12 protein-coding genes are annotated in these 14,910 nt (G+C 48.8%); 4 read left to right on the top strand and 8 right to left on the bottom strand.

Annotated elements, in window-relative coordinates:
- Positions 1-261 precede the first annotated feature (261 nt).
- The 5 genes from HMPREF3093_RS06500 to HMPREF3093_RS06480 form a co-directional block, all read right to left on the bottom strand.
- Complete coding sequence (locus tag HMPREF3093_RS06500) at positions 262-1,518, bottom strand: ABC transporter permease (protein ID WP_070756189.1); 1,257 nt, start codon at positions 1,516-1,518, stop codon at positions 262-264.
- A complete protein-coding gene (locus HMPREF3093_RS06495; protein WP_070756188.1) occupies positions 1,515-2,252 on the bottom strand; it encodes an ABC transporter ATP-binding protein in 738 nt (245 codons plus the stop codon). Before HMPREF3093_RS06495 ends, HMPREF3093_RS06500 begins: the two co-directional genes overlap by 4 nt.
- The gene (coaBC, locus tag HMPREF3093_RS06490; RefSeq protein ID WP_083316299.1) at positions 2,249-3,466 is read right to left on the bottom strand and encodes a bifunctional phosphopantothenoylcysteine decarboxylase/phosphopantothenate--cysteine ligase CoaBC; all 1,218 of its coding nucleotides are present in this window, start codon (positions 3,464-3,466) and stop codon (positions 2,249-2,251) included. Before coaBC ends, HMPREF3093_RS06495 begins: the two co-directional genes overlap by 4 nt.
- A 77-nt stretch (positions 3,467-3,543) precedes the next feature.
- Positions 3,544-4,119: an NAD(P)H-dependent oxidoreductase gene (locus HMPREF3093_RS06485; RefSeq protein ID WP_083316298.1), complete on the bottom strand. Its 576-nt coding sequence runs from the start codon at positions 4,117-4,119 to the stop codon at positions 3,544-3,546.
- A gap of 559 nt (positions 4,120-4,678) precedes the next feature.
- Entirely contained in the window at positions 4,679-5,236 is a 558-nt protein-coding gene (locus HMPREF3093_RS06480) for a QueT transporter family protein (protein WP_070756187.1), read from the bottom strand.
- Between the two features lie 192 nt (positions 5,237-5,428).
- Here HMPREF3093_RS06480 and HMPREF3093_RS06475 point away from each other — a divergent pair, with 192 nt between their 5' ends.
- The 4 genes from HMPREF3093_RS06475 to HMPREF3093_RS06460 all read left to right on the top strand — a co-directional run bounded on the left by HMPREF3093_RS06475 (position 5,429) and on the right by HMPREF3093_RS06460 (position 10,067).
- Complete coding sequence (locus HMPREF3093_RS06475) at positions 5,429-5,920, top strand: nucleoside 2-deoxyribosyltransferase (RefSeq protein WP_070756186.1); 492 nt, start codon at positions 5,429-5,431, stop codon at positions 5,918-5,920.
- A gap of 88 nt (positions 5,921-6,008) precedes the next feature.
- A complete protein-coding gene (locus tag HMPREF3093_RS06470) occupies positions 6,009-7,640 on the top strand; it encodes an ABC-F family ATP-binding cassette domain-containing protein (protein ID WP_070756185.1) in 1,632 nt (543 codons plus the stop codon).
- Positions 7,641-7,830: 190 nt separating this feature from the next.
- The gene (locus HMPREF3093_RS06465; RefSeq protein ID WP_070756184.1) at positions 7,831-8,706 is read left to right on the top strand and encodes a helix-turn-helix domain-containing protein; all 876 of its coding nucleotides are present in this window, start codon (positions 7,831-7,833) and stop codon (positions 8,704-8,706) included.
- A 179-nt stretch (positions 8,707-8,885) separates the two neighbouring features.
- The gene (locus HMPREF3093_RS06460) at positions 8,886-10,067 is read left to right on the top strand and encodes an MFS transporter (protein WP_070756183.1); all 1,182 of its coding nucleotides are present in this window, start codon (positions 8,886-8,888) and stop codon (positions 10,065-10,067) included.
- A gap of 226 nt (positions 10,068-10,293) precedes the next feature.
- Here HMPREF3093_RS06460 and HMPREF3093_RS06455 read toward each other — a convergent pair whose 3' ends face one another.
- The 3 genes from HMPREF3093_RS06455 to HMPREF3093_RS06445 form a co-directional block, all read right to left on the bottom strand.
- Positions 10,294-11,871: an ATP-binding cassette domain-containing protein gene (locus tag HMPREF3093_RS06455; protein ID WP_070756182.1), complete on the bottom strand. Its 1,578-nt coding sequence runs from the start codon at positions 11,869-11,871 to the stop codon at positions 10,294-10,296.
- Positions 11,872-12,235: 364 nt separating this feature from the next.
- Positions 12,236-13,975: a serine hydrolase gene (locus tag HMPREF3093_RS06450; RefSeq protein WP_070756181.1), complete on the bottom strand. Its 1,740-nt coding sequence runs from the start codon at positions 13,973-13,975 to the stop codon at positions 12,236-12,238.
- A complete protein-coding gene (locus HMPREF3093_RS06445; RefSeq protein WP_070756180.1) occupies positions 13,972-14,664 on the bottom strand; it encodes a hypothetical protein in 693 nt (230 codons plus the stop codon). The genes HMPREF3093_RS06450 and HMPREF3093_RS06445 overlap by 4 nt, the downstream gene beginning before the upstream one ends.
- Positions 14,665-14,910: the final 246 nt, after the last annotated feature.

The raw sequence follows: 14,910 nt of genomic DNA, 5'->3' as shown, positions 1-14,910 counted from the left end.
GGTCCACTCTCCAGAGTGGACCACTGGCTACCCTTGATTCCCTGGTTTTCGGCCTCTTTCCGAACTTTCACCCTGAGCCAGTGGTCCACTCTCCAAAGTGGACCACTAGCTACCCTTGAACTCCCTGGTTTTGGCCCTTTTCCGTCCTTTCGCACCGAGCTAGTGGTCCACTCGGCGGAGTGGACCACTGGCTCATAGGAAAATTCGTGCTATACAAAAATCCCTCTTTCAATCGATTATTGAAAGAGGGGTTAAACTTCATTAATGTAATCGGCTATGGCGGCCAATCCAAAATGGTAGGTAAACTAGGAGGCCTAGTGCTGCGACGGCTAGCCAAATCAAGAGGCAGAGGCCTAAGTGAGACCAATTACCCTGAGCTAGAACAGCAAGCAAGAGGCTATAGACTAGCAACTGTAAGGCTAGAATCATGGCCAGTACCGGGCGCAAGGCTGGCACTAGAGACTGCTGGCCAACCGGATAGAGGCGCTCTAGCGGGTGGCGCAGGGGCTCTAGGGCTAGGGGCATGAGCTGAACTAGGGTCAAGACTGTGCTCAGCGCACCGGCTGCTGCCCAGAGCCAGACTTGTTGACTGCTGACGATGACCAGGCTGAAGAAAATCAGCACCCGTAGCCAGATTCCTGAATAGGCGGTATTGCGCACTAGATGGCGCAGGTAGAGGTAGGCGTAGCGGTTGCCCAAACGGCCAGACAGACTCTTGAGGACACCATCCAGATAAGCTCGCCGCTTAATGGGTGGAATCTGTTGGGGCACTTCTGCAAAGAGGGCCAACCAACGGTAGAGGCTGGCGCGCCGGGCTTGCTCTTGGGCTACTAAGGCTTCAAACTCAATCCAATGTTGGTCTAGTTTGCGGCAGGTCCAGCAGAGAAAGGCAGCGCCTAGAATCAGCAGTAAGGCTAAAAGTCCCAAAGCCAGGTTAGCCGGCAGCCACAAGCTCCCCGCTCCCAGTCCTGCCAAGGCCAGAGCTAACAAAGAAGCAGACAAAGCTTTTGGCAGCAAGCCGCTATAAAAGCTCAGATAGCCGGCCCAAGCCACTAGGAACTTGGCGGCCACTACATAGACAATCAGACAGAGGGCCTGACCCAAGGACCAACCAAAGCCCAAACTAATCAGGGGCGCCAACAACAAGGTCAAGACAGCCAAGACTAGGCTGGGAGCCAGAGCACCCAACCAGACGCCCCATTTCCAGACAGCATGCCATTGATAACCCCGGGCGAAGAGATAGCTCTTGTCCGGCTCGTAGGTCAGGAGCAAGGGCCGGCCCCAAGCAAGGCCTGCCCACCAGACTAGCAAGCAGACCGCCGTCATCATGAGAGCCAAGCCTTGGGGCCGCTGACTTTGCAGGGAGACCAGTAATTGTTGGTAATAGATACTGAAGAAACCGAAGGCCACTAAGAGAATGAGGGCCATGTGGTCGTTGAGAATGAGCCGGCTGTAGCGACTCATGGTCTTGGCAAAGTCGCGCAAGCGCCCCTGCCAGAGACTGTTCAAATCCTTCATGCCGTCACCTCGCGGCTGGCCATTTGGATATAGAGTTGATCCAGACTAGCACCGGGCGCTTCTAGGGCTTCTTGCAAGTCCGCCAGGGTACCCTGAGCATAGAGGCGACCCGCCTGCATCATAAGGTAGGAGTCGGCTAGATTTTCCACCAAGCCCAATACGTGAGTGGTCAAGAGGATGGCGCAGCCGGCTTGAGCGCGGGCCTGGAGGATGTCCTTGAATTGTTGAATAGCCAAGGGGTCTAACCCCAAGAAAGGCTCGTCAATAATCAGGAATTTGGCATCGGAGACCAAGGCGCAGACAATCATGACCTTTTGCTTCATACCCTTAGAAAAATGGGTCGGGAACCAATCCAACTGCTTGTCCAAACGGAAGAGCTTGAGTAGGGGTTGAGCCCGCTCCATCACGACTGTCGGGTCCAGGCCATAGCCCAGGGCCGTCAGTTCCAGATGCTCGCGCAAGGTCAGCGCTTCATAGAGAATGGGCGTCTCAGGCACATAGGCTAGCTGACTGGCAAAGGCCTGGTGGTTTTCCTGCAGGCTGAGGCCATCCAGGGTAACCGTCCCAGCCTGGGGCTTGAGCAGACCCAAGATGGTCTTGAGCAGGGTGGATTTACCCGCCCCATTGAGCCCAATTAGGGCTACAATTTGGCCCCACTCAATCTGGAAGTTAATGTCTTGGATGACCGGCACCTGGCGGTAACCACTGGCCAATCCGGCTACACGAATTGTCATAGTGTCTCTTCTCCTTCAGCTAGAATCACTTGCCAGGCTGCCAAGGCTAGGCTGGTCTTGGACTGTTGGGGCAGGAGAACTTCCTGACCCTGAGCCCCCAGGACATAGACCTGGTTCTTGTCAGAGTTGAAGCCGATAGCCGGGTTGGACACATCATTGGCGATGAGCCAGTCGGCCCCTTTCTTGCTTAACTTAGCTCGGGCATGTTCTAGCAAATTCTGGGTTTCCGCCGCAAAGCCGATCAGGACTTGTTGGCGCTTGGTCTGGCCTAGTTGGGCCAAAATATCTGGGTTTTGGACTAGGTCTAGTTGCCAGTCCGTCTGACCGGCCACTTTCTTAATCTTCTGATCATGGGGCTGCTTGACCCGATAGTCGCTGACGGCTGCAGCCATGACGACATAGTCCATTTGGTCATAGTGAGCGGTCATGGCCTGAGCCAACTCTTGGGCTGACGCCACCTCATGGACTTGGACGCCTTCTGGTGGCAGGAGGCTTTGGGTGGTGGAGACCAGGGTGACAGTCGCCCCTAACCAGTCAGCCGCCTGGGCCATGGCATAGCCCATTTTGCCAGACGAATCGTTGCTGATGTAACGGACTGGGTCAATGCGCTCGCGAGTGCCCCCGGCCGAGACAATGACCTGCTTGCCGGCTAAACTTTGAGGCAAATGGGTCCGGGCATAGAGGCGCTCGACTTGGGCCACAATGCGATGGAGTTCAGGCAGGCGGCCTTTGCCTTCATAGCCTTCCGCTAAGAAACCTGTGTCAGGCTCCATAATGGTCAGACCATCTGCTCGCAGTTGGGCTAGGTTGCGCTGGGTCGCGGGGTTCTCGTACATATGGACATTCATGGCCGGCACCACCAGAACGGGGGCCGTCACTGCCAAGAGGGTAGTGATCACCACATCATCTGCCAAGCCGTGCGCCATCTTGGCCAGGCCATTGGCTGTGGCTGGCACCACCAGGGCTAGGTCGCACCAGTCAGCCATGGCCACATGTTGGACTTGGCTTGGCTCCCGCTCGTCAAAAGTATGGGTGAGGACCTGGCGTTTGGTCAGGACCTGCAAGGTCAGTGGCGTCACAAATTCCTGGGCCGACTGGGTCATGGCCACCTGAACTTGGGCACCCTTTTTGATTAGCTGGCGTACCAGTTCTGGTGCCTTATAGGCCGCGATGCCCCCCATGACAAAGACACCGATTTTTACATTTTCTAACACGCGGAGCCACCTCCAATCATTTTCCTTCTTATTTTAGCACATTCCAGCAAAAAAAGAGAGGGCCAGACCTCTCCTTCTTAAACGCGACTGGACAAGGTTGCCAGATAGACGTCAATCTCCTCCTGGCTGATATGGCCGATGCCGCCCAGGTTGTACCAAATAGGGTTGAGGAAGCCCACATCCTTGAAGGTGCCGGCCATGGTCGTGCCCCGAATGGGGTCGCCAAAGACCTGCTCCAGGTCTTCTGTAGAAGCGGCTGAAGTCGTGAAAATGTAGGTCTTACGCACCTGGCGGCTGGCTAGGAGGCGTTGATTTTCGGTCTCGAAAGCCGACTTAGGTAGCAGCACCTTATCCAGGAAGCCCCGCATAATGGCGGGCATGTCATACCACCAAATAGGATAGATGAAGATAATTTGCTCTGTCTGGTCCAAAATTTGGACATAGCGCTCTACCTGGGGATCGGTCGTTTTGCCTTCCCCGTAGACGGCTAAGTCCGCGGCCGACAGAACCGGATTGAACTGGTCAGCATAGAGGTCGAGTACGGTCACCGGGTGGCCCTTGGCTTCTAGGGTGGCGACTAGGCGCTCCAAAATAGCATGGTTGAGACTGCCCTCATAGGGGTGGGCGTAAACAATGGTCGTTTGCATGGTCATCTTAGCACGTCCTTTCTCTGAGTTTGGTAGGGTTTTCCATATTGTAACATATTTTGGGGCTGATATTAAGTGAGGTGGCTAGGTAGGGGGTGCGGAGGCCGGAGGAGCTAGTGGTCCACTCGACCGAGTGGGCCACTGGCTCACGACTTTTGCGCCCTTTTAGCCGTTTTTGGGCACTTACCTAGCCAGCTAGTGGTCCACTCGACGGAGTGGGCCACTGGCTCACGACTTTTGCGCTCTTTTAGTCGCTTTTGGGCACTTGCCATGCCAGCTAGTGGTCCACTCGGCGGAGTGGGCCACTGGCTCGCGACTTTTGCGCCATTTTAGTCGTTTTTGGGCACTTACCAAGCCAGCTAGTGGTCCACTTGGCGGAGTGGACCACTAGCTCGCGGCTTAGGCTCTGTTTTAGTAGCTTTCGGGTGCTAGCCTCTTAGCCTTGTTGCCACTCCCCTATTTATCTATTACATAGATAAATAGGGGGCAGGGCTGCCAAATTACGTGTCCAAAAGAGCACTATTTACACAAAAAAGACGAGGACAAGTCCTCGTCTTAAAATTAATTAGCGTTCAAGGTCTACACGTTGGCTGACATAGTACATGATAACAGAGCCTAGTGTCAACATAACAAATTCACTGATGAAGAGTGACAGATAGGTTGCCCAGAAGCCAGCTTCTGCTGCGCCTAAAACTAGTAGCTCTAAGGCAATGACAAACATGGATAAGGAGAAGACCAGGGTCAAGACAGCGTAACGTACAATAGTTTGTGTCTTAGCGGATGTCCCTTTGGCAAGGGCTGCGACAGCCAAGTCCCCAATCCAGCGTGCTAGCCAGAGGAAGAGTAAGGTCTGCAAGGTCCCTACGACCATGTCAACCGGTCCATATTGATAGGCATTGACGATGAAGACCCCTAAGGTCACGGCGTAAACATAGCGCTTGTTATAGAGACTGGTGAAGTTAAGCGTCTCTGCCAAGCGGAACTGAACCGGGCCAAAAGAATATGGCAGGGTCAGGAAAGTCAAAACGATATAGAGGCCGGCAACTAAGCCTGCGCGGGTCAGCTCACGACTGTCCTTCCAGTTGGGCCAACTTAGCCAACTAGGTTTAAGATGGTTATTCATATAAGTTCCTCCTTTGTAGTCCGGCTCAGGCCGACTAGTACTTACTGCGACCAAAGGATGCTAAGTGTCGCAGGGGGCTGTCCCATCATGACAGCGACCTTATCTAGTCTACCATTTTCTGGTGATTTTGCAATAGCTAATTGACACAATCTCCGTTATAATGTAGGTATCAATGCCCAAGGAGGAGTCATTATGCCCCATCTATACTTTGCCAGCCCCCTCTTCACCGAAATGGAGCGTGCCTTCAACGCCCAAGTGGTTGCTAATCTACGTGCTCAAGTTCCTGACCTAACCGTCTTCCTACCCCAGGAGCAAGAAGCCATTAACGACAAGAATGCCTACGCCGATTCCCAAATGATTGCCCGCTACGATACGGAAGCCGTCCTCAAGAGCGACGTCCTGGTGGCCGTCCTAGATGGTCAGATTATCGACCCAGGCGTAGCCTCTGAAATCGGCATTGCCTACCAAGCCGGCATCCCGGTTGTGGGCCTCTATACCGATGTCCGCCAACAAGGGGGCAGTCATCCTGAAAAACTCAAGGCCTTACAAGACGTCGCCGAGTCTCAATTTAGCTATGTCAACCTCTACACGACCGGCCTCATTAAGCTAAGAGGCGAGATTGTGACGGCTTCTGCTGACCTACCGGCCGCTGTCCAACGTCAACTGGCTCAAGTTGCCAAATAAATGAGCCAAGTCCGCTAAAATATGGTATGATAGTAGGGTATGCGTCAAGCTGACTTGACCCAACATGAACCAAGGAGGAAACACTTAAATGATCAACGTTTCAAACGTGAGCTTACTCTTTTCAGATCGTAAATTATTCGACGATGTGAATATTACCTTCACCCCTGGCAACTGCTACGGGGTTATTGGGGCCAACGGGGCAGGTAAATCTACCTTCCTGAAAATCTTGGCCGGCGATATCGCGCCAACTACCGGGAATGTCTCCATGGATCCCCATGAGCGCCTGGCAGTCCTCAGCCAGAACCACTATGGTTTCGAAGACTTCACTGTTATCGAAACCGTGATGATGGGCCACAAGGAACTCTATGACATTATGAAAGAAAAAGACGCCATTTACGCTAAGGAAGACTTCAGCGACGAAGACGGTGTCCGCGCCGGCGAACTCGAAGCTGCCTTTGCTGAAATGGGCGGTTGGGAAGCCGAAGCCGAAGCTAGCAACATGCTGCAAGGCTTAGGTCTTGGCAAGGATCTTCACTACAGCTACATGCGTGAGCTGATTGAAGCCGACAAGATTAAGGTGCTCTTAGCCCAAGCCCTCTTTGGCAAGCCAGACAACTTGCTCTTAGACGAGCCGACTAACGGTCTGGACGCAGCCGCTATTGAGTGGCTGAGCGACTTCATCTTGAACTTCCCTAACACCGTCATCGTGGTTTCCCACGACCGTCACTTCTTGAACACGGTCTGCACCCACATGGCCGATGTGGACTTCGGGAAAATCAAGCTCTATGTCGGTAACTACGACTTCTGGCTCCAATCCAGCCAATTGGCTGCTAAGATGGCCGCTGACCAAAACGCTAAGAAGGAAGAGAAGATTAAGGAACTCCAAGCCTTCATCGCCCGCTTCTCAGCTAACGCTTCTAAATCCAAACAAGCAACTTCCCGTAAGAAGATGCTGGATAAGATTACCCTGGATGACATTCAACCATCCTCCCGTCGTTACCCATTCGTAGGCTTCACGCCAGAACGCGAAATCGGCAATGACTTACTACGGGTAGAAGGCCTCAGTAAAACCATCGATGGCGAGAAGGTCTTAGACAACATTACCTTCACCCTCCGTCGCGATGACAAAGTAGCCTTCCTCAGCCGTAACGACATCGCCCTCTCTGCCTTCTTCGACATTATCATGGGCAAGATGGAAGCAGACAGCGGTAGCTTCGAGTGGGGCGTGACCACCAGTCAAACCTACCTGCCTAAGAACTCTGGCGACGAATTTGACGGCGTGCACTTAACCATTGTGGACTGGCTCCGTCAATACGCTAGCAAGGAAGAGAGCGACAACACCTTCTTGCGTAGCTTCTTGGGTCGTATGCTCTTCTCTGGTGAAGACGTGATGAAGGAAGTCAATGTCCTATCCGGGGGCGAAAAGGTTCGCTGCATGCTGTCTAAGATGATGCTGTCCAAGGCTAACGTCTTGGTATTGGACCAACCAACCAACCACTTGGACTTGGAATCTATTACCGCACTTAACGACGGCCTAATTAAGTTCAAGGGCGCCATCCTCATGGCTTCCCACGACTACGAGGTCCTCAACACCACCTGTAACCGGGTCATCGAGTTGACGCCTAACGGGGCCTTCGACCGCATTGACACCACTTATGAAGAATACTTGGAAAACAAAGACGTGCAACAACGCGTTAATGACTTGTACCAAGGTAAATAAGCAATTTAAAAGAGGGCTGGCGTGATGCCAGCCCTTTTTTAATCGCAAAAATATAGGTCCCAAACACGCAAAATCAAAAAAGAATATCATCTTCACTTCGTTGAAACCGCACTCTTTTTGGCTTATAATATATTCAAGCAAGTTCTGTATATTTTCGTTTACATTAAATCAAAATAAGGTGATGAGAATAATGAAGAAAAATGTTTGCCCTCAGCAACTAGGAACTATCTTTAGAGAACTAAGACTATCGAAAGGAATGACCCTTGAAGAAGCATCTAAAGGGATTGTATCTTTGCCCTTCTTATCAAAGTTTGAGCGCGGTGAACACGAAATTACTTCTAACAAGTTCATACGTTTACTATCTCGCCTCAACATTTCCTACCGAGAATTCGAATTAATATTAGGCCATTTAGAGGGATATTCTCAGACGGCATTTCTTCAACAATTAAGCACCGCTCTAGTAAATAATGATCTCGCACTACTCAATCAACTATACGATGACCAAAAGATACTTTTGAAGCAGTATAGTGATAGTCGATTCGAACATAATCTCATTATAATTAGCCAGTACATCAATCTCTTGAACGGCTTACCATTTGAGCCACATAAAATTAAGAAAATCACTGATTATCTTTACCGGGTGGAGGAGTGGGGAGAATATGAGCTTGTCTTATTTGGCAATAGCCTAAATTTTATTCCTATTGAGAAAATGTATAATCTGAGCAAAATTGCTATTAATCGCTCAGCTATGTTTTCCAAATCTCCAAAGCACGTTAATGAACTAAGTATTATCATGGGCAATATCATCCATACGCTCATCGAAAATGAACACTTTGACGGCCTAAATAATTTATTTATCCAAGCAGAAAACCTATTAAGTGGGACGGACAGCTTTGCAGAAATTAATCGCATTAATTTTTATAAGGGAATCTACCTACTAGTTCAAGGCAACTACGATAAAGGACTCTCTATTTCTCAACAGGCTATTTCCATTCTTAATCAGATGCGGAGACCGGATTTAGCACGTGAATACAAGGATTTCCTAGGTCAATACATTGAGAGATAAAAATACCTTAGCGTTTTTCTTTCGTTTATCATATAGGCAAAAAATTCCCTCTTCTCCTAAGACCTTCAGTATACTGTTTCTATCACTTAAAACTATTTAATCATAAAATAGGAAACCTAAGAAATATGATGGGAAAATCAATCCTATTAGTACTAATTCATAGATACTGGAGGCGCCTCATGAATCGTAATTTCAAGAAGCTATGGGCAGGCCGACTATTAAGTAATTTTGGCGATAGTATATACTCACTAACTGTATCATGGTATCTCATACAAGCCACTCATGAGATTTTCTGGGTGGGGGTATTAAATGCCCTCATATACTTACCTACACTCTTCGAATTCCTAGTTGGACATATTGTTGACCGCCATAAGAAAAAGGCTCTTCTTATCGCATTAGAAATCGGGCAAGCCTTTGGCTCTTTGTTACTCTTTTTATTGTTACTACTTAATATAGACTTCCCTCTATTATTATGTATTTCTGCCTTTCTATGCAGCTTATTTGGGATGAATACCTATACGACGCAAGACGCATTTTTACCGCTCCTGGTTGCTAAAGAAGATATGGATAAGTCTCAATCATACATGATAATGGCTTATCAAATGTCTGATTACTTATTTAATGGTTTGATAGGATTTGCTCTCAAAGTTATTCATCCTTTATTCCTAATCGCTACTTCTGTTGCCTCCTTTATAGGATCTGCAAGTATTTTTAATAGTATCGCTATTGATGAAGAAATCCCAAAAGTAGATTCTGAATCAAAAATCGATTGGCTAGAAGGTTTTAAACTACTCAAGAAATATCAGATGCCTCTCTGGCTTATGCTCGGTGAGACAATTGCTAATATTATGTTTTCTGGTTTATCTATTTACATAGTGCAGCTTGCAGAAGAATGGAATGACCCTGTTTTCTTAGGTTTTTTCGGGGTCTGCACCTCCATAGGAGTCGTAATCGGTAGTGCTTTAATCACCACAAAAGTATGGGACTCCTATTCGCGTTCAACTAAGATGATTTTAGGATCCCTATTCTATGGCATTTTTATGTTCTTAGCAAGTCTCCTAACAAGAAACCCTATCGCGCTACTCTTTATGGTGGGCTTAGCTTCTATCTTCTTAGGATTTAACTACACCGTCCATAACCCATTAATTTTAGAGTTTGTTCCTGAACAATTCTTGGGACGAGTCTTGTCGGCAAAAAGTACTATAGCAGTGGGCATCATGCCGCTAGCCTCTCTAGCGTGGGGGACTTTAGCAAACTATATTCCAAGTCACACCTTTTTCGTGCTATTTGGCCTATCCTATATGTTGATTGCATTGATTTATATACTTGTTTTCCCCCGCCTTAAGTCCCAGTCTCTCTAAAATCGGATTCACCACATTAACCTAATAGATAACTACATTGTTCTAGCCCTCTTCTTTTCCCCACAAAGAAAAGTCCCAATATATCATATATGATATATTGGGACTTTTTCATTTTTAACGATAGAAGCCCGGCTGACACACTGTGTCAGCAGGGCTTGCTTGTCATCTCGAAGGCGCCCAACCAGAGCCACTGATTACCCATCATACGCCTTAATAACTCAATACCTTATCTAGAGCGCACAATCTGCCCATCCTCTAGCACAAATACCGCATCATAGCGATGAGCACTCGCTTCATCTGAGTGATGAGAGATGTGTAACAAGGTGAGCGTGGGCCAGCCTAACAAGAGATTTTCTGCTTGCTTAAATGACTCTGGATCCAAGGCGGATAGGCCCTCATCCACAATTAAGATCGGCTTATGTTGCAAAAGTGCTCGTATTAAGGCGATACGTTGCTTCTGTCCGCCCGACAAGGCACTTTCTTCATTATATTGCTCTTGCTTAAGATGGCTCACGTCAGGGAAGCGGTCGCCTAACCCGAATGCTTGAATGAGTCGCATGACTTCTCCTTCATCACACATCTGACGTAGTGTAATATTATCCCACATACTTCCCCATAACATCTGAGCTTTTTGTGGTACATAGGCAATGTAATGTTGAATTTGCTCGTAGGTCAACTGGTCTAAGGAACACTTATCTAACAAGACCGTCCCTGTAGGAGCGATTACGTCCCCTGTCAAAAGAGCCACTAAGCTGGTCTTTCCAATACCGCTTTTCCCCGTTAATAAGTAGCGCTTACCCGGTTGAAGGGTTAGGTTAATCCCTTGGAAGAGCGGCGGCTGTTCAAGCTGGCGCACTGCCACCACAGGTTGATCAGCTGAGCATTCAACCACGACCGTTTCCATGACAGGTTCCTGCTCGAGCTGATGCTTGGTATCTTGTATCGCTGATAAGTCGCTCAAGGCACTAATCAACAGCTGAATGGGTAATACTAATTCGAGCGAAATACTATATATGGACGTCAGCCCGCCTACAGTCAACTTCCCCTCCAACACTTGAAGCCCACCAATCCACAAGATTACCAAGGTCGTTGCGTAAAACCCTAATCCTGCTAAGACATTCACGAGTGCACTATAGGATGCTTTCGTATTAGACATACGATTTATGTCAGCGTAGTCACGGGTCAGATCTTCTGCATATTCCCGTTCGCTTTGGTGGTTACGCAGGAGGCCGAAATTCTGTAAATAATTAACGAATCGCCGGCTATAAGCTGATTTACGGAACAGATAGTCTTGTTCTATTCTGGCTCTTAGCCGTTTGAACAACAGCGGTAGCACCAGTGGAAGCACAGAAGCAATGAAAATCCATAAAGCCGTCACCCAGTTTAGACTGATCAAAGCGACAGCAGCAATCAAAAATGAGATTGTCCCTTGGTAAACAGCTAAGAGCGTATCATAATGTAGGCTCTTGACCTCTTCAATATCATTCGTCACTTGTGAGAGGTAGTGGCCCACATCTTGTTCAACCGCTCGTGGTCTCAAAGCCAAAATGCGTGATAGCAAGGTTCCATGCAATCTAAATCCTTGACTATTTAGGTAGCGAGCGTTCAAAACTTGTCTCCCATATTCAACCAATAACATCCCCAAAATAATGATGGCTGTCACCATTATCTGATAAGAGAACTGCCCGTAATCTTGCGCGACTATTGCATTAAGAATGTACTGAATACGGTAATTGAATACAATATTAAGCACTGCTACTAATGTGATACAAACTAAGGTCGACCATAAATACTTATGTTTCATTTTGTCCCCCTCTTGTGATGGCTCGATGTATCAGGTGGCAGATATTTTTTGTGGTAAGACCCACTGAGTTTAATTCTCTCTCCCAATCTAATATACCGCATAATATTTTATCACTTTGGTTAACTAAAATATATGAGGCATAGTTTTTTATATTTAACCAGTCAAAATGTCTACTAGAAAAGAGCTCGGTTTAATTATACCTGTTAAGGTTATATCTATCAATCTTAGCCACACAATCGTCTATATGCAATACACATTTATCATACAGTGTCAAAATTAACTAGTCACGCCTAACTGCCCTCTTCTTCTCCCCACAAAGAAAAGTCCCAATATATCATATATGATATATTGGGACTTTTTATTTCTAACGATAGAAGCCTTGCTCTGGGTCATAAGGGTGCCAGAGGTCGGAACGAATCTGGTTGAAGGCCTCGTAAACCCGTTGGGACAGGCGGCCTACTTGGTCGAAGCGCGCATCATAGTCACTCCAGGAGTTAGTGTAGACGGCAATGGAATAGCTACCGTACTGGGTCACGAAGGTGGCCACGTCATTTTGCTCTGGAGCACCTAGACCTGACTTGTTCCAGGAATCTGTCTCATAGAGATAGGTCCGCAGGAAGGAATGGCTGTTGAGTCGCAACTTGTCAATCAACATGGAATCCCATGGCTCGCCGTTGAGTTCATGGTTGGCTAGTTTGGCGAAAAGCCGGGCCGCATTATCTGGGGTAGTCTGGAAGCGGCCATTATCATTCTGGTAGTACTTACCTTCCAGATAGGTATCCAACATGCCCAACTCATGGGCGTGCTGGGTCACGATGCCCCCACCACCTACGGCTTCAATCAGCATATTAGCCGCCGTGTTATCACTATAGATGGCCACATAATCGACCAGCTCGTCCAGGCTATAAACCGTCCCCGCCGGTGACTCATTAATATGACCGGCACCCGGCACAATGTTCGAGCCTTCCATGGCCATGATCTGGCTTGGCTGGAGCTTGCCTTCCTTGTACTGGCGGTACAACTCGGTCAAGACATAGATTTTCTGGGTGCTGGCTGGGAAGAAGATTTGATTATCGACATCCACTTGGGCCATAGTCTCATTATCAACGAAGGAAGCCCCCGCCATAATGCCCATGCTGTCAATTTCCTCGCGCATGATTTGCTGGACGGTGTCAATGAGCTTACGTTCGCTATAGTTGGTTAAGACATAGTTTTGATAGGTCAAATCCTGACGAATCCAGCCCAAGTCTTGGTAGCCAATGGCCACATGGAGCCAGGTCTGGTTATCGACTACGGCTTCCTCAGTCACTTCCATAGGAATGTCCGCATACTTGTTGGTATTGGCTAGGAAGTAGGAGTTAGGCTGGCCTGGGAAGTTGGACAGTAAGAGCCCATCCCGACCGCGGTTGAGAATGGAATAACGAATGGACTGGCGGTCCACGTAATACATGGGTTCACTCTTAGCCTTGAGGTAGACAAAGCGGGCTTGGTAACTCGGCACGAAGGACTGGATAAAGGTCGCCTCATCAGCCCGTAGGCGAGCCGTTTCCTTGTCGATGGTTGCCTGCTGGTCTAGGCGGCCATCCTTATAGTAGGTCCACTCACTACCAGGTTGGCCAAACCAGCCCGTATAAGGCCGGCCATGGCGATAGAGGTATTCCTCCTGCTGCTGGCCCCAATACCAGGCAAAGCCATTGGCATCCGTATCAGTCACCTGGCGAACCCGCCGGGCGAAGGAAGTCTCGGTACGCTTATCTAATTCTTGCTTAGTAAAGTACTGGGCGCTAGGCGCTTGGTTTTCCGGTTGAATGTCGACCTGACGCAGGTCCTCAACCAATACCTCCCGCTGGGGATCCAGGTCTACCGTATAGGTGTCCACCCAGTTGGCTGCCCGCGCCAAGTGCGAGCGCTCGGTCGATTGCTTCATTTGTGGCATGAGCCAGAGGAAAAAGGCTGCTGCCACTAGCACCAGACCTGCCACCAAGCCCAGAGCTAATAGGTAGTAAGGTTTATAGGAGCCAGGCGCCTGCTCTGTCCGCGTCTTCTTAGGCGCTTTCTGGCCCTTATGATTGGAACGGTACTGAGCTCGTGTTGGTTGACTCAAGCTGGCTGCCCCCCTTCTTGATTAGCCGGCGCAATCACAAATCGGAAGCGCGGCAGGAAGTGCTGGAAGAGGGCCTCGGTGTAGGCTAAAGTCGGCATCATGACTTGGAAGTCCGGATAGGAGAAGCGTTCCCGCAGGGCAATCTCATCCGCCCCTTGATTGACCGCACTGGACACGATATAGGCGTCATAGTCTAACTCGGTCAAGCCGCCCCCTTGGTCAGCATACCACTGGCCAGCTACTAGGCGGAAGATATAGTCTTCCTCTAGGCTTTCCCGAAGGGCATCTTGATCAAGCTGGGGATCTTCTTGGTTCATTTCCTTGAGTTGGCTGTAGACCACGGTGGCCATATCTTCAGCGTCTAGAACATACTGGGCCGTCTCCGCAATATAAGAGGCCAGGAAAGGCAGAATATGTTGGTAGAAGCGGGTCTGGATCTGGCTTTGGCGGAAGAGGTCCATGGCATAGTGCTTAAGATCGGTCAGGTTACTGACCCCTTGTAAGCCCAGTGCCGCCACCTGCTCATCCGTCAGGTTAGCCTCTGGTTGATCTAGTTCAGGATAGGCTTGCTTGGCGACTTGATGGATAAAGACGCGGGCCACCTCTTCCCAAGAAGGTAAATGGATATCAAAGTAATAGTCTGGCACCTGCAAGGCAGTGATTGGCAGGTAATGACTGACTTGGTTCATGGCTAAGTCTCCTCTGTTCTGAATTCACTTTACCATTGTGGCAAATTTTCCCGGATTTAGCAAGGATTTTTGACTAAAAAGGCCGGTCAATCGCCTTATTAAGGGACTAAGGGCAGGCCATGTTTGGCTCCTAAGTCTTCTTGACCTACAATTTGTTTCTAACTGAGCACGTAATTTTGCTGACTCAGACCCTATTTATCTATGTAATAGATAAATAGGGTAAGCAAAAACCTAGCCATGCAGTGG

The sequence above is a fragment of the Abiotrophia sp. HMSC24B09 genome (genome assembly GCF_001815865.1).
In the GTDB taxonomy this organism is placed as follows: domain Bacteria; phylum Bacillota; class Bacilli; order Lactobacillales; family Aerococcaceae; genus Abiotrophia.
This window is presented reverse-complemented; position numbering and strand designations above follow the sequence as displayed.

Coding starts and splice junctions, on each gene's coding strand:
- HMPREF3093_RS06500 (WP_070756189.1), bottom strand. CDS start 1,518: ATGAAGGATTTGAACAGTCTCTGGCAGGGGCGCTTGCGCGACTTTGCC.
- HMPREF3093_RS06495 (WP_070756188.1), bottom strand. CDS start 2,252: ATGACAATTCGTGTAGCCGGATTGGCCAGTGGTTACCGCCAGGTGCCG.
- HMPREF3093_RS06460 (WP_070756183.1), top strand. CDS start 8,886: ATGAATCGTAATTTCAAGAAGCTATGGGCAGGCCGACTATTAAGTAAT.
- HMPREF3093_RS06445 (WP_070756180.1), bottom strand. CDS start 14,664: ATGAACCAAGTCAGTCATTACCTGCCAATCACTGCCTTGCAGGTGCCA.
- HMPREF3093_RS06455 (WP_070756182.1), bottom strand. CDS start 11,871: ATGAAACATAAGTATTTATGGTCGACCTTAGTTTGTATCACATTAGTA.
- HMPREF3093_RS06480 (WP_070756187.1), bottom strand. CDS start 5,236: ATGAATAACCATCTTAAACCTAGTTGGCTAAGTTGGCCCAACTGGAAG.
- HMPREF3093_RS06485 (WP_083316298.1), bottom strand. CDS start 4,119: ATGACCATGCAAACGACCATTGTTTACGCCCACCCCTATGAGGGCAGT.
- HMPREF3093_RS06475 (WP_070756186.1), top strand. CDS start 5,429: ATGCCCCATCTATACTTTGCCAGCCCCCTCTTCACCGAAATGGAGCGT.
- HMPREF3093_RS06470 (WP_070756185.1), top strand. CDS start 6,009: ATGATCAACGTTTCAAACGTGAGCTTACTCTTTTCAGATCGTAAATTA.
- HMPREF3093_RS06465 (WP_070756184.1), top strand. CDS start 7,831: ATGAAGAAAAATGTTTGCCCTCAGCAACTAGGAACTATCTTTAGAGAA.